This window comes from Exiguobacterium sp. s191, assembly GCF_018618955.1.
Classification (GTDB): Bacteria; Bacillota; Bacilli; order Exiguobacteriales; family Exiguobacteriaceae; genus Exiguobacterium_A; species Exiguobacterium_A abrahamii.
On record NZ_JACSNC010000001.1, the window covers coordinates 1952491 to 1970318 of the forward strand.

Consider the following 17828-nt stretch of genomic DNA (forward strand, 5'->3'; position numbering starts at 1 on the left):
TATGAGGCCTCTCCTTAATAGACTGTCATTCTCCTAACTATCGTCTGCTCGGTCTCATTTCTTCAGTAAAAATTAGAAATTCATTCGATTTCTTATCATTTCAACGCGCTTTTGCTTATTCCATTCAGCACCTTGCACAAAAAAAGCGAATCCGTAAGATACGGATTCGCTAGAGCTATCGATTATAATGCGACCGATGCGACGATTTCGCCCGTCGGTTTTTCTAAATCCGGTTCTGGTTCGACCGTGATGGCGACCGCGTCCACCTTGCCGTCTCCTTTAAGTGGGAAGACAGCTGCTGCCTCTCCATCTTTTTCGATGACACCGTTCGCAGTAGGTGTTTCGCCTTCGATCGTCCATAACTGATAAAGTTGCCCTTCTTGAAGGGGTGGTAAATCCTTCAACTGGACCAGCATGTACGATTTATCGTTTTGCGTGAAAATCATGCTTGATCCTTTGATGGACTCTGTGCTTTCGAAGTTCCCCATCCCTTTGATCTCATCCATGGCTAACGTCTCGGGTGTATCCGTGCTTTCTTCCTGTGAGAGGAAGTAGGCGTTCGCACCAAGTGAGAGAATCAAGGCAGCGGCGATACTCATCAACCAGCCGAGTGGGACACTTTTTTTCTTCGTTTGTTGCTGACGTGCTTGTTTGATGTCTACCGGAGTAGTCATCGGTGCTTCCTGAGGAGACGCCGTCTCTGCTGAACCAAGGACTTCTCCAAGAATCCGTGCTTTCATACCTGCAGGAACGGGTCGCTCCGGAAGCGATTCAGCGATGGGAAGCATGAGTTCTTCCATTTCTAAAAGCGCTTCGCGACATTCTTCACACGTCGCAAGATGCGCTTCGAACGCGTCGCGATCTGCTGCGGATAATGTTCCATTGAAATAATCGATTAAGTCATGACAACGTTCTTCCATCTCGTTCCCTCCCATCCATTCGTTTTCGTAATGCTTGAATCGCGCTCCTGATTCGCGTCTTGACCGTTCCAAGAGGTAAATCGAGTCGCTCTGAAATCTGTTGCTGCGTCATACCCTGGAAGTAAACGAGTTCAATCAGCTCTTGCTGCTCTGGCTTCAGTTCACTAACCGCCCCGCGCACTTCAGCAGCTGTTTCCCGCTGCATGACCGTTCGCTCGACCGGCTCGTCGTATCCACCATCGCGCTCCTCGACTTCGATTGTCGGTTGTCGTTTTTCACGACGGAGACAATCCAGTGCCGCGTTACGTGTAATCGTTAAAATCCACGATGAAAACTTTCCTTTTTGTGTATCAAAATCAACACGACCATTCCAAATCTTCATCCACACTTCTTGTATGACTTCTTCGGACAACCGGTCATTATTCGTAAAGCGATGGGCGAATGAAAACAATAACCGCTCGTATTTATCGTACAATGTCTCGAGGGCTTGCTCATCACCGCTACGCATCAGATGATAAAGCGATTCATCGGATTGAGTGTGCATCCTTCTCCTCCTTCTGACGTCAGCCTTATCATATAGTATACGCAAGCTGACACCAAATCGTTTTCGATTTTATTCATTTTCTAAGTAAAAATCTTCACCACATCCATATTCCCTAATTCTAATAAAAGTATAGCTTAAAATTCTGCTGAATTGACAGTTATACCGTAATGGGCATAGCATAAAGATACTACATGACGTCAGGTCAACGGGAATCGGAGGAATAAAAATGGATTATGATCGGAAGATGAAGAACCGTGTTAGTCGGATCGAAGGACAGCTACGAGGTATTTTACGGATGATGGAAGAAGGGCAAGATTGCCGCGATGTCATCACCCAGCTCTCCGCTGCCCGTTCTGCGATTGACCGGACGATCGGCGTCGTCGTCAGTTCGAATCTAATTGAGTGCGTCAAGGACGCCGAACAAAACGGCGATGGACAAACCGAAGAACTGGTCAAGGAAGCGGTCAACTTGCTCGTTAAGAGCCGCTGATATAACGCTCGTACGGATAGTCTGCTTTGATAGCAGGCTATTTTTTTAGACGTTTATTTTAGTATATCAGCCGTTTGATCCAGGTTTGATTGCGCGTCAAAACAGGTATACTAAATTGTTATTATCTGGACTGCTCGTAAAAGACGTCCACTTAGGAGGAAGAGTACTTATGACCGTTTCCCTATTCATTGATGTCGCATGTAAGACAGGCGAATCTCCTGTTTACGACGCAAAAACAAAGCGCTTTTATTTCGTTGATATTCCGAATCAACTTCTCTTCTCATATGATCTCGTCACAGAAGCACTCAAACCGTATACGTTACCAAGCGCCATCACATCGATTGCCTTGACGGATGCACCGGATTTATTACGTGTCACGGCAGAACACGGATTCGGAACGTTTGATCTCAAAGAAGGACATCTGTCTCTTGAGCATCAACTGTCGCTACCCGATTCCGACCGGATGAATGACGGAAAGCTTGATCCAACCGGACAATATGTCGCCGGTAGCATTAATGAAGAAGACGGTAAGACCGCTGGATTGTTCCGCCTGCGTCACGATGGCTCCATCGATGTCTTGCACGAAGACTTGACGAACTCGAATGGACTCGTCTGGTCAGAAGATGGCAAGACGCTCTATCACATCGATACACCGACGAAAAAAGTCTATGCCTTCGACTACGCTCCGGACGCACCACTTTCGAATAAACGTGTCGCCGTTGATCTCGAAGAAGAAGAAGGGTTCCCGGATGGTATGACGAAGGACGCGGAAGGTCACGCTTGGATCGCGCATTATGCTGGATCATGCATCACCCGTTGGAATCTTACGAATGGTGAAAAACTCGCTCATGTCGACTTCCCGGTCGCAAATCCGACGTGCCCGATTTTCTATGAAGATCGATTGCTCGTCACGACGGCTGCAAACGGAGATGATGCGCCACACGCCGGTGCCGTCTTCGCTGTAACATTTGAATGATTCGTAGAGGAGGGATCATCTTTTTAGAGGTGATGCCTCTTTTTCCACACAATTCGTCTAGACGCCTATTCAAAAACAGACGATACTAAAGAAGAAGACTATTCATTTTTTGAAGGAGTGAAGCCGATGCGCGTCACGACAATCGAACGTTTACACCAACTGCAGACGACCCCATCCTTTTTCCCGGTCAACTGCTACCTGTTTGAAGAAGCAGACAGTTTAACATTGATTGATGCTGGACTCGGAATTAACGCAAAGGCGCTCTATCACTATATTCGACAGCAAGAGAAACCACTCGGTGCAATCATCCTGACTCATGCGCACGCCGATCATGTCGGCTCACTGGATTTCCTTGCGAACGCCTTCCCTCTCGCTCAAGTCTGTATCAGTTACCGAGATGCTGCATTGCTCAGTGGGGATGAGACGCTACGCGAAGGCGAAACGACACCCTTAAAAGGGGGTATTCCGAAAAACATCAAAACACGACCGGATCGATTGCTCGAGAGTGGTCAACAAGTCGGAAGTCTCAGTGTCATCGCCTCACCCGGGCATACACCTGGTTCGATCTCGCTTTGGCATGAAGGGAGTCGGACGTTGATCGCTGGAGATGCTTTTCAGACGCAAGGGGGACTCGCCGTCTCCGGTGATGTCCGCTGGCAATTTCCGTTCCCCGCACTCGCGACATGGGATCCGGACGTCGCCCTTCGCTCGGCTGATCAACTGACGGAACTATCTCCAGATATTCTTGCCGTCGGACACGGTCCCCTCATTCTCGGACCGAGTTACGAGATGCGCCAAGCTGTCGATCGATTCGGACACGTCTTACAGACGAAAAAATCTTCTCCATTCAAATCACACACTTAAAACGGGACTGTATCATAAGTCAGTCTTTCCAAAGATAAGGATGGCAGAATGAAAATCTGCCATCCTTATCTCATAACAAAAAGAATGACGCGTCGCACGCAACTCCTACAGGAATAAGCGCATTTATGCGCTTCAGAGACAAACAAGACCCGTTTTCCTGCTTGAATGAAGCAGGAAAACGGGCTTGTGTCTCGCCTGAGGAAAGGGCGTGAAAAGACGCGTCATTCTTTTTTTGAGTTAGCCCCATTTTTTCGTCCAGTGGTTCAATTCTGTTCTGCAACAGCATAACGATAGACGCGTGCTTCGTAGGGACGCAAGATATCCGGGCTATCCGGATAGTTTGATACGAGCAATTTTTCATGCGGTAAAATGAGGGCGGTCTGCATCGGTTCATCATGTACGTTGAGGACGATCCGCCAGACTTCTCCCTCTAATTCCCGTTCATAGATATAGAGATACGGATCATGAAGCGCTAAGTCTCGGTACGTGCCGTAAACCATGATCGGATGTTGCTTTCGCATCTGAATCAGCGACTTGTAAAAAGCAAGCACGGACGATGGATCCGCTTCTGCCTGCGCGACATTGATGTCCGTATAATTCGGGTTGACGGCTAACCATGGTTTCCCACTCGTAAAGCCAGCTGCATGTGTACCGTCCCACTGCATCGGTGTGCGGGAGTTATCACGGGCAAGTAACTGCATCGACGAGAGTACGACCTCCGGGTCCTCTCCACCAGCGACGCGCTCCGCGTATCGATTTCGAAAGGCGACGTCTTGATAAAGCGACGGATCCGAGAAACGAATCCCCGTCATTCCGATTTCTTCTCCTTGATACACATATGGAATTCCGGGTAACGTATGCAACATCAAACCGAGTAGTTTTGCGCTCTCGACGCGATACCGTTCACTGCCGAAGCGGGTCACTTGTCGTGTATGATCATGGTTGTTGAGGAACTGTGAATTGACACCTAATGGGTATAAGACGTCGTACCAGCGTTTTTGAATCTCCTTGAATCGTAAGAGATCCATCGCCTCCATGTCATCCGCGATTTCGAAGTGAAATAGCGTCCGGAGTTCTTCTCGGTCCTCACTGACATATAACAGCCCATCTTCTGGACCAACGAACGGAATCTCACCGACTGTAAACAAGTCTTTACCAGCGAGAACATTCGCATGCATCTCCTGCAAAAAGTCATGCACGCCGGGCTGATTTCCAAGGTACGAGAGATCAAACGGATTGGCAACATCCTCAAGCGACGGTTTTTTGATCAAGTTGATGACATCCATCCGGAAACCGTCGATTCCTTGAGCGATCCACCAGTTCATCATATCGTAGATCGCTTGCCTCACAGCTGGGTGCTCCCAGTTTAAGTCGGGCTGTTCTTTGGCGAAGGAATGAAAATAATACTGCCCGCGTTCTTCACTCCACGTCCACGGGCTTGGCGCAAAGTACGAGCGCCAATTGTTCGGAGGCGTCTCTTTCGTGCCATCCTGCCAGATATACCAGTCATCCTTATCGTTAATCCGCTCTCGCGACTGACGGAACCAGTCATGCTGGTCACTCGTATGGTTCACGACTAAATCGAGAATGACCTTTAATCCACGGGCATGAGCGGCCGTGATCAACTCCTGGAGATCTCCCATCGTTCCCGCTTTTTCCATGATCTCGTAATAATCGGCAATATCATAGCCGTTATCGACGTCCGGGGAACGATAACACGGATTCAACCACACGACATCGACACCAAGTGAAGTGATGTAATCAAGCTTTTCGATGACACCTCGCAAATCACCAATCCCATCCCCGTTCGAATCCTTAAAGCTACGCCAGTAGACTTGATAGACGACTGCCTCTTTCCAGTTAGCTCGCTTCATCTTCCCACTCCTCTCCCTACTCTTTATTCCCGCTCCACTTATCTGTACCTGTTTATCCGACAATTTTTTTGAATTTCGAAAAAGTTCTTTTCTTTTGACTGAATATTCGTTATCCTTGACGACAATACCACGAAGGAGGCATTCATCCATGAAACATTTCGCTCCATCCATCGCCATTGATCGGCTTCCTGCTCCTGTCTTCGCTGAACTCGCGAACCGAATCGGTGCTGTAAAAGCTGCCGGACACGATGTCATCACACTTGGTCAAGGAACGCCTGACCAGACGACGCCTGTACATATTCTCGATGCCTTAAAACAAGCCATCGACGAGCCAACGAACCTTCAATATCCACCGTTTCGTGGACATGATTTTCTAAAGCAAGCCGTCGCACGCTTTTATGCGACTGAATTCGGTGTCACAATCGATCCGGCAACGGAAGTCGCGATTCTCCTCGGTAGTAAAGCCGGTATCGTCGCCTTACCGCAGACAATCGTCAACCCTGGAGAAGGTGTCATCGTTCCGGATCCAGGATACCCGGATTACCTGTCTGGCGCAGCACTTGCTGGTGCATTCCCGATCACGCTTCCGTTGCTTGAGAAAAATAACTTCTTACCGGATTACGACTTACTTGATACGACGGACGTCGAGCGTGCCCGGATGTTGTTCCTCAACTACCCGAGTAATCCGACGGGTGCGACCGCGACGGCAGAAGCCTTCGAACAGACAGTCGCTTTCGCCGATGCCCATGATATCTGTGTCGTCCATGACTTAGCATACGGCGGCATCAGTTTCGATGGTCCGACGCGAAGCTTCCTGCAGACGGAAGGGGCAAAAGACGTTGGGATCGAGCTATTCTCACTCTCAAAACGCTTCAACATGTCCGGCTTCCGGATTGCCTTCGCGATCGGAAATCCGTCCGTCATCTCAAGCATCGAAACATACCAAGAACATCTCTACGTCAGTGCCTTCACACCGATTCAGCATGCTGCGACCGTCGCCCTGTCGAGTGACCAGACATGTGTCCGCGAGTTAAGCAGTCTGTACGAAACACGACGCGATGCGTTGTTCGCAAAACTCGATGCGATTGGTTGGAGTGGACCACGACCGGGCGGTTCCTTCTTCGTCTGGCTTCCTGTTCCGGAAGGTTACACGTCCCAAAGCTTCACCGATCACCTGCTTGACGAAGCACACGTCGCCGTGACCCCTGGATCCTTCTTCGGCGAATACGGTGAAGGCTACGTCCGGATCAGCTTGATTGCTGACGTCGAACGTCTAGAAGAAGCCGTCGATCGAATTGGAACGCTCAACCTGTTCCGGACACCTGTTGCGGAATAATTCTGAAAAAACATTTGACAGATGGGAATCATTTCCGTTAAAGTAAATCCCAACAGCATAACTACTTATCGAGAGCGACCGAGGGATTAGGCCCAACGACGTCCGGCAACCACCTGTAAGGAACGGTGCCACATCCTACAGAATGATCTTCATTCTGAGAGATAAGTTACGAAATCTTACACTTTCGTCGCTTTTTTCTGGTTGCTCTGCTACTAGGAAAAAGCGACTTTTTTGTATGAGGAGATGAGCGGATGATTGAATTCAAACACATTACAAAACGGTTCGTTCGAGACCGGACCCCGATTTTTGCATTACGGGATGTCGATTTGACGATCCAAAAAGGAGAAATCTTCGGAATCATCGGTGAGTCCGGTGCCGGTAAAAGTACATTGCTTCGCCTGATCAACGGGCTTGAGCATCCGACACAAGGAACCGTCAAGGTCGACGGTGTCTCGCTCGGCGGGATGTCAAAAGCAGATTTGCGTCAACTTCGCTTGCGGACAGGAATGATCTTTCAGCATTTCCAATTGATCCAGTCGCGCAACGTCGCGGATAACATCGCTTTTGCGCTCAAGGCTGCTGGCGTCAAACGAGCAGATTTCCCGGAGCGAATTCGCGAACTCGTCTCGCTCGTCGGACTTGAAGGATTTGAGACGAACTTCCCGAGTCAATTAAGCGGTGGGCAAAAACAGCGCGTCGGGATTGCCCGGGCACTCGCGAACGATCCGACCGTCTTGTTATGTGACGAAGCGACATCAGCTCTTGACCCCGTTACGACACTACAGATCCTTGAACTGCTGAAGGATTTGAATGAACGACTCGGATTGACGATCGTCCTCATCACGCATGAGATTGATGTCGTCAAACAGATTTGCCATCGCGTCGCGGTCATGTCGCAAGGTGAAGTCGTTGAAGTCGCCTCAACCTATGACCTGTTCAGTCAAGCCAAGCATCCAGTGACGCAACATTACGTCGATACGGCACTACAAATCGAATTGCCGGAACGCATCTTACAGGCAACTCCAGGCAAGATCATCCGCTTGCAGTTCACGGGCGAGAAGACCGGTGAGAGTACGTTATCAGAAGCAATCCGCCGTTACGATATCTCAGTCAGCATCTTGCACGGCAAGGTCGACTACATTCAAGACGTCGCCTTCGGTGTCCTGATTGTCAGCTTGACGGGATCATCCGACCAAATCGCTCCTGCCCTCGACTGGCTCGCGACGGAACTTCATGCACTCGAGGTGATTCAGGATGTGGCTTGATCGTATTCAAACGATGTTACCTGAGCTCTTGAAGGCACTCGGCGAGACGGCGTGGATGGTAGGAATTTCACTTGCCTTTGCATTGGTCGTCGGGATTCCGCTCGGGATTCTCTTGTTCGTCACCGACCGGGGATTATTTTTTCAAAACCTTGCCGTCCGCCGTGTCCTTGACTTCGTCGTCAACATCGTCCGGTCGCTACCGTTCATCATCTTGCTGGTTGCCCTCATTCCGTTAACGAAGTTCTTACTCGACAATACGATTGGTCCGACGGCAGCATCCGTCAGTCTCAGTGTCGCAGCGATTCCGTTTCTCGCGCGACTCGTTGAGACGTCACTGCGCGAAATTCCGCCTGGTCTAATCGAAGCAGCGGAAGCATGTGGGGCGAAACCATTACGGATCATCGTCAGTGTCCTCTTACCGGAAGCACTCCCTGGCATCATTCAGGGCATCACATTAACGACGATCAGCTTGATCGGCTTCTCAGCGATGGCTGGTATCGTCGGCGGTGGAGGTGTTGGTGACCTCGCGATCCGTTTCGGTTATTATCGCTACGATAATCTCATCATGATCGTGACGATCGTCGTGCTCATCGTCATCGTTCAAAGTATTCAAGCACTTGGCAATCAACTGGCGCGAAAAACAGATAAACGCTAATCATACATACAAAGGGAGAGTGGAATCATGAAAAAACGATATGCCTTTTTAGCAACAGCCTTACTCGGTGCAGGAGTCCTCGCGGGATGTGGAGACAGCAGTGCTGACGAAAAAGACAAGACGATCAAGATTGGTGCGACGAGCGGTCCGTATAGCGACATGGTCAAACAAGCGATCCAGCCGCAACTCGAAAAGAAAGGCTATAAAGTCGAAATCGTCGAGTTCAGCGATTACATCCAACCGAACATCGCCCTCGGTAGCGGGAACATCGACGCCAACTTGTTCCAACACTCGATCTATCTCAAGACGTTCTCTAAAGAAAAGAACCTCGGTTTAAAAGGACTCATCACGGTTCCGACAGCACCGATGGGACTATACAGCAAGACAGCGAAGACACTCGACGACGTCAAGACAGGTGCTGAAGTCGCGACACCGAATGATCCGACGAACCAAGCACGGGCACTGAACTTGCTTGCGGAACAAGGCTGGATTGAACTGAAGCCGGACGCTGATCCACTAACCGTTTCAGAGAAAGATATCGTCAAGAATCCGAAGAAACTCGTCATTAAACCACTCGAGGCGGCTCAATTGCCACGCGCCGTCGAAAGTGTCGACATTTCAGCCGTTCCAGGAAACTTCGCACTTGCTGCGAAATTCGACTTACTTGATGCGTTAGCGCTTGAGACGATGGACGAACAATACCGTAACCTCGTCGCTGTCCAAACGAAAGATGCGGACAAGCAAGTCGCAAAAGACTTAAAAGCAGCCGTCGAATCGGACGCTTTCAATACAGTCATCGAAAAATCATTCAAAGGCTTCAGTAAACCTGAATGGGCAAACTGATGTAAAAAACGACCGGAATTCAACGAGATCACCTCTCTTTGAATTCCGGTCATTTTGTGTTAGAACCGATACCACATCAGTTCTTCATCATGATAGGTATCATCGATTTTCAGCGCCCGCGGTTCAATCGCGTATGATTCAAAACCAAGTGATCGATACAACGCTTTAGCAGCTTCATTCGTCCGGACGACCGAGAGATGGACTTGCTCGATCACAGGATGCTGCTTTAATCTACGTAATGCCTCTTCTACGAGTTGTCGTCCGACCTGTTGCTTTCGGGCGCGTGGCGTAACGTACATCGCAAATAGATTCGCTCGATGTCGCATCTTGACTGGCTCGGAGCAGACGATAGTGACGACACCGACGAGTTCATTTTCATGAAACGCACCGAACGTCATCGACTGTTCGCTTTCAAGACGAGTTGCGTACCGTTCGATGGGTCGATCTTTTTCTGCTTCATAATCAGAGCCGAATGCCTCCGGATGGTTTCGTAAGGCTTCTAACCGCAATGCTTTGTAACGAGTTGCATCTTCTGCCGTCAATTGACGTATTTTCAACTGCTCCACCCCCTACCTGTAGTATAGAACGAACTAACTCGTAAAAAAGAGGACGACATCGAGCGATATCGTCCTCCATTCTTCTATTTAAGGTGTTCGGAAATTAATCGTGAAGTACGGTGCGTTGTCTCGGAATGCTACACCGACATCCGCCTGCTTGAAGCTCTTTTGAAGGATGTTATCGCGGTGTCCTTTCGAGTTCATCAAGCCCCAATGCGCCGCAAAGACATTCGGATAGCCCATCGAGAGATTCTCACCGGCTCCCATGAACTTGATACCGCCTTGTTTCATTCGATCGAACGGGTCACGCCCTTGTGGATCCGTATGCGAGAAGAAATTATTCTTCGCCATGTTTTCGCTGTGACCACGTGTAACCGGCTTCAGTGCCGTGTACGGTGCTAATGGATTTAATTTATAGTCGGCTCGTTCCCAGTTCATCAACCGAAGCATCAGTTTCTCATCTGTCGTTCGTAACGCATTCGACGCCGTACCGTAGAAGCCTTTTTTCTTCGCTTCGACGTCTTTTGGAATCGCAAGCGTCGCTTTGACTTTATTGCCGTCATGTTGATCGAAGAAATATGTCACGTAATTGCCTTTCTTCTCATAGACGGCGGCATGATCCAGATTCAACATGTAGTTCGTATTGCCTTTACGATAGGACTTCACTGCGGTCCAACCTTTTTTCTTCAAGGAAGATTCCGTATCCTTATTCAAGACCGCGCCTTGCGTCGTCACCCCGTTCTTGAAACGATACTTCCCATAATCTTTTCCATCCTTCGTCAAGGCGACGAATTCCTCCGTTGATGTCCGTCTGACTTCCCAGTCGTATCCCGGATACTCACTGCTATATCGATCAATCAGCTTGCCGCCGCTTTTCGGGTAATCGGCTTCTGCTTGTTCCATTGGAATGTTTTCGTAGCCGAAAAAGGCTACTGCTGCTACTCCGATGATTAGCCATTTTTTCATGCCCTCGTTTCGCCTCCTTCTATTTCATTACCTTTATTTTAAAAGAAAATCATTCCTTCGAACAGTCATCGGCTCTCATTTGTCTAAATCACATCTTTCGTCCACAAATCCGACATATTTCATGAGAGCGCTACCATTTCAAAAAAGCTTTTGTTTAAACGATTCTTGAAAGTATTTAATACACATACTAAATGATTTTCCCCTTTTATTAAAATGTGTGAACATTCTTTTATTTCATTCTAAACGATTTTTGATTGCTCTCCGATTCTCGACTCGGTATCATTAGAATTCGTAAGCCAAACTTTCAATGCTTTTCCAAATAACATAATGATATGAAGGAGTTGACCTATGGTTTTACTGTATTTCATTTATGAATCCATTGCTTTTTTGCCGATTCAACAATACTTATTTTCCGGCTGGATGATTCTTGTCGCGTTGACCGTATCGTTTAGCTTGGCTAATGCACATGAAGATGTCCGACTCAATCAACGGCTCGGTTTCGAGTTACTTGTTCCTGGATCGGGTATGCTGCTCTCTAAGAAGTTCATTCCTGGTCTTGCTATCATCCTTTTTTTAATCTTGATCCACTTCACGTATATGTTCCGCGCCATCCCTCTACCGATTGCTTTAATTTCGACACTCTCGATCAGTACACTCTCACTTCTTTCGCTTTTTATACCAGCACGCAAAAAAGCGGACCGCTAAGTCCGCTTTTTAATTTATTGATATTTTGTTGTTTCAGTTAGTTTATATTTATTCGACAGTTCGAGCCAAATCGTTTTTCCTTTGATCGTTTTCACTTGAATGTATGGACGACCTTGCGAAACACGAAGTGCGAGCAATTCACCTTGTTGGTCGGCATGTGTTTCACTTGCTTTATCCCAGTTGCGTCCTAGTTTTCGTTCAATGAAGATATGTTTTCCTTTTTGGACAGCGCGCCAGATGCCGACTTCTGCTTTTCCTTTGACCGGTACGGCCGTCTCTGCACCTTGAATTGAGATGATCGCTGGGTCGTGATCACTCGCGCTACCGTCTGCTTCCATATACTCTGAGTTGATGTTGACGATATCCGACGACGTATACGACTTCAAGTTATTCGAGATTAAGATATGGTCGAGCACTTGAGCGTTTCCGTTATAGATATACGAGTACCGCTCTGATTCCGGCAAATCATCGACTGTGTTCCACAAGTTATCGCCTTTTAAGATATCAAGCGTCTTCGAGAACTGGAAGTCATTCAAGTCACCGAGTACGACGACGTTCGATCCTTTGACTTCCGTCTTCAATTCAGAGACGAAATCTTGGACGATGTTCGCGATCGCATGACGCTGGACTTCACTTTTACGTACGACCGGCTGGTTCTTACCGAAGTCAGCTCCGTCGCCACCTTTTGAGTTAAAGTGGTTGACGATGACATGATACGAATCACCGTTGAAGAGGAATTCTGCGACGAGCGGTTTCCGTGAACTCGCGAAGTTCGGATCCGTCGGTTGGATGCGACCCGGGTTTTTCGTTAACTTACCATTTTCCACCGTAACGGCTTCTGTCGCGCCACCTTTTTCACCTGGTGCGAGCGATACACGTGCTGGATTGTAGAGGAATCCGACACGGATGTTCCCGCCCGGCTGTCCACCATCCTTCTTGTCTTCTGGTGCGATGTCCGTATAGGCATAGCGGACACCCGTTTTCGCTTCGATCGCGGCGATCAATGTCTCAAATGATTTCGAAGCATCGACCGTGCCGCTATCCGTCGCACCATCGTTATCCTGCATCTCTGTCAAACCGACAATGTCCGGCGTTTTCAAGAATGTTGCGATACCTTCTGAGACACGGTCGACTTTTCCAGCGTCTGCCGTTGAAGCGAAGTTCTCGACGTTGTACGAAGCGACAGTCAAACGTGATTCACCCGTTTTGATGTTCGTCGGCTGACGATCCGCTTCGCGCGTGACGAGTTTCGGAAGGTCCGCTGCTTTTGAAAGTACTTTATATGCCGAATAGTTGTAGCTCATGACACCTTCGATCGTTCCGTTGAACGTATCACCAGCTTTCGCGCGGTAAGACGAGCTGCCCATCTCAACGAAGAGACGTTCTGGATTCACGTTGTCCTTCGTCAGGATCGGAGTTCCGCGTTTCGTGTAGACCTTATCCGCCGTCTGCGTCCGAACTGGAATCGTCCGGTTCGCTTGTGGACCTGTGACGATTGCGTTCGGTAAAGCGACACGCATACCTTCTAAGCTTTCGTATAAGTCAATCGCATCTTCTTCTGGATCAAACTGCGCGAACGAATCGTTGTCGACGACTTGCGTCGGAATCAAGACTCCTTTATCACCGAGGACGATACTTGCTGGTAATCCTTCGTTGAGTGCACCCTTCACGAGATTGACCGTACTGATTTCCGTGACCGCTAAATCTGTATCGAACTTATCGCTGTAGCCACCAAGCAACCACTCTTTGACATATCCTGTCGTCGCGACTTTTTGTCCAATGGCAGCACCATGGTTTTTCGCGTAGACGAGAATCCCTTCCGATGTCCGGCTGTCGTTATCCGGATTCGGATCTTGCATGTAGAAGTTGTTCGCATCGACGACGTACGTGACGACACCTGTCGTCCGGACGAGTTGATCTGCGTAAGGCGACGTATGCGCAACGCCTTGGATGTTGCTGATTTTCGTGATCGGTGGTGCGATATAGTACTTGAATGTCGAAACCGCTGACGTTTTACCGTCCTTGACGGCAACTGCTTGAATCGTCACTTCATCGTTGATCGTGATCGGTGACGTATACACCGGACTGTCGACAGTTGGTGTCGTGCCGTCGACTGTATAATGAATCGTTCCTTCACCTGACAATGTCACTTGATCTCCACGTTCAACTTCACCGACTGGAGAAGCTGTAGGTGCTGCAAGAACGTCGCCCGCTTCTGTCTGATGACTACCGAGATTCGTCAGTGTATCGACCGGGAAGCTCGTCCACTGTGATGGTTCGTATGTTTTAGTACCAGACGTGACGCCCGCATTCCGCACGAGTGTCGTATCTTTTGCGAAATCCGTTGATGAACCGAGTGGTCCGATGATATCAAGAACGACGTCGCCTTTTTTCAGTGCAATTGGATCATTCCCGTTGAAGTTTAATGATCCCGTCGTCAATTGTGCTTTTGCTTTGATGTCCGCATTCGCACTCGAATTCGCGATAACGAACGTTTTACCTGGATCCACTTTCCCCGATAGTGTGATTTTCGCTTCTGATGGTCCACCGTTCGTATATTGAACGAGTGTATAGTCTGCTAAATCAATGATTTGCCTCGATCCATTGTACAGCTCGATTGCCTTGTTATTGCTTGTTCCTTCTATGTATTCAGACAAGATGACGCCTTCGCCTTCTGCCCCGACAAGACCCGCTTGTGGAAGGATTCCTGCTGTTAACACTCCGGCCAATGCCCACTTTCCAAACGTACTGCCGTATTTCATGATGAGACCCCCTATTGAATTTTCTGACACTTCTTAATAATATCAGATTATATTCTCAATAGTGTATATTTTTCGTAAAAAAAGATACCATCCTTCGTAAATGAAAGAAATGGTATCGCTTACAACTTTTTATTGTTCGTCTTTGTGACTTTCGTACCATTTTTCAGCTTGCGATGTCGCGATCGGAATGGCGCGTCCCTCTTCATACCCGTCTTTTAATAACGCGTTCGCGATCTCGATTGCTTTCTTTCGAAGTGGCGGATCAAAGTTCTTGAATGACTCCGGATAGTCGTTCTCATTCCATGGCATGTCGTCACCCCCTTCTTTCAGCATTACCCGAAAAAAGGCACAAAAAAAACGCCTCATCAGCGTGTCGTTGTTTTGGTTGTCATGAGAATCGAGGATTACAGGTGATCAAAACACCTGAAACGACGAAAGCCCTACCTCTCTTTCGTTGTTACGGCTCCTTGGCCGCGCCAGCTGAATCAAGCATTTTAGCAAGAATCGTGATGCGTCTGCAACGGACGCATGATACTGGGATTTTTAGAAATAGCTCGGGAATGAGCGGAAAAGTATCGATTGGAAGGTTTATCTTGCTGGGTCAACTTCTCCTCGTAGTATGAAGAAGGACAAAATAAAAGCGATGACTTATGTCTGACTCATTTGTCAGTAGCGGTCTAAAAATCCTGACCTGTCGATTTAATTGTATGATATGGATTGAAGATTCTCACATGAGTGATCATCCCCGATTCATGACTTATATTAATCTATCACACTTTCTTTTATAAAGTCAATCTTTCTTTTGAAAAATCGTTTTCTCCTGTCTCAGAATTGGAGTTGCACCTGCCGTAAAAGCCGAGTATCGTGAAGAGGACTCATTACTATAGAAGAAACGAGGGAAATCCATCATGTCGAATCGACTTATCCATGAAACGAGTCCCTACCTATTGCAACACGCTCATCAGCCTGTCGATTGGTACCCGTGGGGCGAAGACGCCTTCACTGCCGCTCGGGAAAGCGGCAAGCCGATCTTTTTATCGATTGGTTACTCGACGTGCCATTGGTGCCATGTGCTGTCTCACGAAAGCTTCGAGGATGAAGAAACGGCACGCCTCTTGAACGAACGCTACATCGCAATCAAGGTCGACCGGGAAGAACGTCCTGACATTGACCATGTCTACATGACGGCGGCTCAAGTCATGAACGGACAAGGCGGCTGGCCACTGAGCGTCTTCATGACAGCGGACCAGCAACCGTTTTATATCGGTACGTATTTTCCGAAGACGCCTCAGTTCAACCGCCCGAGTTTTCGTCAGGTGACGCTTCAGCTAAGCGAGCAATTCCGCCGTTCACCAGAAAAAATCGCACAAGTCGGTCAGAACATGTCGCAAACGCTTCGCGACGTATTGCAGCCTACAGCGGCTACTAGTACTTGGAATGAATCCATCATTCACGAGACGTTTGATCAAGCGATGCGCCAATTTGACCGTCAACACGGTGGATTCGGCGGGGCACCGAAGTTTCCGTCGCCAGCCCTGCTTCGTTTCTTGCTTGATTATTATCAATACGCGGAAGACGAGACGGCGCTCCATATGGTCATGCGATCATTGATCGCGATGCGTGACGGTGGGATGACCGATCAAGTCAGCTACGGTTTGTTCCGCTATACGGTCGATGCCGAGTGGCAGATTCCTCATTTCGAGAAAATGCTGTACGACAATGCTTGGTTCGCGACCTTATGCATCGAGACGTATCAAGTGACCGGACAAATCCGCTTCCGACGTTACGCGGAAGAAGTCCTATCGTTCACAGAGCATGAGATGACTGCCCCGGACGGTACCTTCTACGCCGCACTAGATGCAGATAGTGAAGGCGGTGAAGGACACTATTATACGTTCACAGCAACTGAACTGACGGACTTACTCGGACCAGACGCACTGTTCCCGCACTTTTACCATGCTTCACCATCAGGAAATTTCGAAGGACGAAACGTCTTTTACCGGACGGGACGAACACTCGAGGCATTCGCACGTTCTGTTCACTTGTCGCCTGCTGAGACAGCGGCGCAACTCGAACGCGAGCGCCAGCTTCTTCTTCGTGCGCGAAATGAACGTCCGCGTCCATTTCGTGACGATAAGCGCTTGACATCGTGGAACGCGATGATGATCTCGACGTTCGCTAAAGCCGGTCGCATCTTTAATGAACCGCATTATACACGTGTCGCAACGCGTGCGATGACATCACTTGAACGATTCGTTCGTACCGAACAGCAACTTGCCGTTCATTACCGCGAAGGACAAGCGACCGGACACGGATTCCTCGATGACTATGCTTATTTGATTGACGCACATCTTGAACTGTTTCAATCGACACGACGAGCGCTTCATCTAGAGGAAGCTTTAGTACTTGCAGATGTGCTACAAGATCAGTTCCAGACAGTAGATGGCTATTTTTATCTGACATCTTCACGCTCCGACGAGCTACTCGTTCGTCCACTTGATCTGTATGATGGGGTCACACCGGCTGGAAATAGCGTTGCCTTGCATGCCTTCTTCACGCTCAGTCGCCTCACCGGGCGTCTCGTCTATCAGGAAAGTGCCGAACGGGCTCTTACGGCATTAGTAGAAGAAGTCGAGCAACAACCAACGGGCTTCGCCTCACTTGTCAGTACGTTCACCTATCGGCAGATGGAACCGAAGGAATTGATCATCTTGATTCCTGAAGAGTCGGAAATCCCAATCGAAATCAATCAACTGCAACAGATGCGCTTACCGGAAGTCGCCTTATTGATTGGGACGAAACGTGATCTTCTACCGCTTGTCCCACTGCTCGCAGATTATCCTGAACCCAACGTACCTACCGCTTATCTCTGTCATGATTTTTCGTGTGAACGACCAACGACGAATCTGACAGAACTCCTCGCTCGTCTCAACATCTGATCATTTCCCCTCTTGTTTAAACAAACAGGAGGGTTTTTCAAAAAACCAGATCCCTTTTTTCAAAATAATTCAATATCTTATTCATAAAAATCCGATATTGTCGATAGTAAGGATAGGCAATAGATTCCACAA

The 17828-nt window shown here is 48.4% G+C and carries 16 protein-coding genes and 1 riboswitch; of the genes, 9 read left to right on the forward strand and 7 right to left on the reverse strand.

Annotation, left to right across the window (positions count from 1 at the left end; translation table 11 throughout):
- Window positions 1-182 precede the first annotated feature (182 nt).
- Window positions 183-920, reverse strand: a complete 738-nt coding sequence (locus KNQ09_RS10295) for an anti-sigma factor (RefSeq protein WP_064299353.1) — start codon at window positions 918-920, stop codon at window positions 183-185.
- On the reverse strand, window positions 901-1464 hold the full coding sequence (locus tag KNQ09_RS10300) for an RNA polymerase sigma factor (protein ID WP_058703803.1): 564 nt from the start codon (window positions 1462-1464) through the stop codon (window positions 901-903). Before KNQ09_RS10300 ends, KNQ09_RS10295 begins: the two co-directional genes overlap by 20 nt.
- A gap of 226 nt (window positions 1465-1690) precedes the next feature.
- On the opposite strand from KNQ09_RS10300, the gene KNQ09_RS10305 reads away from it, so the two are divergent.
- The 3 genes from KNQ09_RS10305 to KNQ09_RS10315 all read left to right on the forward strand — a co-directional run bounded on the left by KNQ09_RS10305 (window position 1691) and on the right by KNQ09_RS10315 (window position 3794).
- Entirely contained in the window at window positions 1691-1954 is a 264-nt protein-coding gene (locus KNQ09_RS10305) for a metal-sensitive transcriptional regulator (RefSeq protein WP_023469359.1), read from the forward strand.
- Between the two features lie 169 nt (window positions 1955-2123).
- Window positions 2124-2930: an SMP-30/gluconolactonase/LRE family protein gene (locus KNQ09_RS10310; protein WP_214858296.1), complete on the forward strand. Its 807-nt coding sequence runs from the start codon at window positions 2124-2126 to the stop codon at window positions 2928-2930.
- A gap of 126 nt (window positions 2931-3056) precedes the next feature.
- On the forward strand, window positions 3057-3794 hold the full coding sequence (locus KNQ09_RS10315; RefSeq protein WP_064299351.1) for an MBL fold metallo-hydrolase: 738 nt from the start codon (window positions 3057-3059) through the stop codon (window positions 3792-3794).
- A gap of 263 nt (window positions 3795-4057) precedes the next feature.
- Here KNQ09_RS10315 and KNQ09_RS10320 read toward each other — a convergent pair whose 3' ends face one another.
- A complete protein-coding gene (locus KNQ09_RS10320) occupies window positions 4058-5668 on the reverse strand; it encodes a glycoside hydrolase family 13 protein (RefSeq protein ID WP_214858297.1) in 1611 nt (536 codons plus the stop codon).
- Between the two features lie 148 nt (window positions 5669-5816).
- Here KNQ09_RS10320 and KNQ09_RS10325 point away from each other — a divergent pair, with 148 nt between their 5' ends.
- The 4 genes from KNQ09_RS10325 to KNQ09_RS10340 all read left to right on the forward strand — a co-directional run bounded on the left by KNQ09_RS10325 (window position 5817) and on the right by KNQ09_RS10340 (window position 9767).
- Window positions 5817-7004, forward strand: coding sequence for an aminotransferase class I/II-fold pyridoxal phosphate-dependent enzyme (locus KNQ09_RS10325; RefSeq protein WP_214858299.1), 1188 nt, complete (start codon window positions 5817-5819; stop codon window positions 7002-7004).
- A 62-nt stretch (window positions 7005-7066) separates the two neighbouring features.
- Window positions 7067-7172: riboswitch (SAM riboswitch) on the forward strand.
- Window positions 7173-7255: 83 nt separating this feature from the next.
- Window positions 7256-8269 (forward strand): methionine ABC transporter ATP-binding protein, encoded by a 1014-nt coding sequence (locus KNQ09_RS10330; protein ID WP_050678124.1) that lies wholly within the window; start codon window positions 7256-7258, stop codon window positions 8267-8269.
- Entirely contained in the window at window positions 8259-8924 is a 666-nt protein-coding gene (locus KNQ09_RS10335; protein ID WP_023469366.1) for a methionine ABC transporter permease, read from the forward strand. Before KNQ09_RS10330 ends, KNQ09_RS10335 begins: the two co-directional genes overlap by 11 nt.
- 27 nt (window positions 8925-8951) lie before the next feature.
- Entirely contained in the window at window positions 8952-9767 is an 816-nt protein-coding gene (locus KNQ09_RS10340; RefSeq protein ID WP_214858301.1) for a MetQ/NlpA family ABC transporter substrate-binding protein, read from the forward strand.
- Window positions 9768-9826: 59 nt separating this feature from the next.
- On the opposite strand, the gene KNQ09_RS10345 is transcribed toward KNQ09_RS10340, so the two are convergent.
- Window positions 9827-10324 carry a GNAT family N-acetyltransferase gene (locus KNQ09_RS10345; RefSeq protein WP_064299346.1) on the reverse strand — a complete coding sequence of 166 codons (498 nt, stop codon included), beginning with the start codon at window positions 10322-10324 and terminating at the stop codon, window positions 9827-9829.
- A gap of 87 nt (window positions 10325-10411) precedes the next feature.
- A complete protein-coding gene (locus KNQ09_RS10350; protein ID WP_064299345.1) occupies window positions 10412-11290 on the reverse strand; it encodes a CAP domain-containing protein in 879 nt (292 codons plus the stop codon).
- A gap of 348 nt (window positions 11291-11638) precedes the next feature.
- Here KNQ09_RS10350 and KNQ09_RS10355 point away from each other — a divergent pair, with 348 nt between their 5' ends.
- Window positions 11639-11995: a hypothetical protein gene (locus KNQ09_RS10355; RefSeq protein ID WP_064299344.1), complete on the forward strand. Its 357-nt coding sequence runs from the start codon at window positions 11639-11641 to the stop codon at window positions 11993-11995.
- Between the two features lie 14 nt (window positions 11996-12009).
- Here KNQ09_RS10355 and KNQ09_RS10360 read toward each other — a convergent pair whose 3' ends face one another.
- Complete coding sequence (locus KNQ09_RS10360; RefSeq protein WP_214858303.1) at window positions 12010-14757, reverse strand: chitobiase/beta-hexosaminidase C-terminal domain-containing protein; 2748 nt, start codon at window positions 14755-14757, stop codon at window positions 12010-12012.
- A 129-nt stretch (window positions 14758-14886) separates the two neighbouring features.
- Window positions 14887-15066 carry a DUF2188 domain-containing protein gene (locus KNQ09_RS10365; protein ID WP_035396111.1) on the reverse strand — a complete coding sequence of 60 codons (180 nt, stop codon included), beginning with the start codon at window positions 15064-15066 and terminating at the stop codon, window positions 14887-14889.
- A 599-nt stretch (window positions 15067-15665) separates the two neighbouring features.
- Between KNQ09_RS10365 and KNQ09_RS10370 the strand changes: the two genes are divergently transcribed.
- The gene (locus KNQ09_RS10370; protein WP_251138123.1) at window positions 15666-17696 is read left to right on the forward strand and encodes a thioredoxin domain-containing protein; all 2031 of its coding nucleotides are present in this window, start codon (window positions 15666-15668) and stop codon (window positions 17694-17696) included.
- Window positions 17697-17828 lie beyond the last annotated feature (132 nt).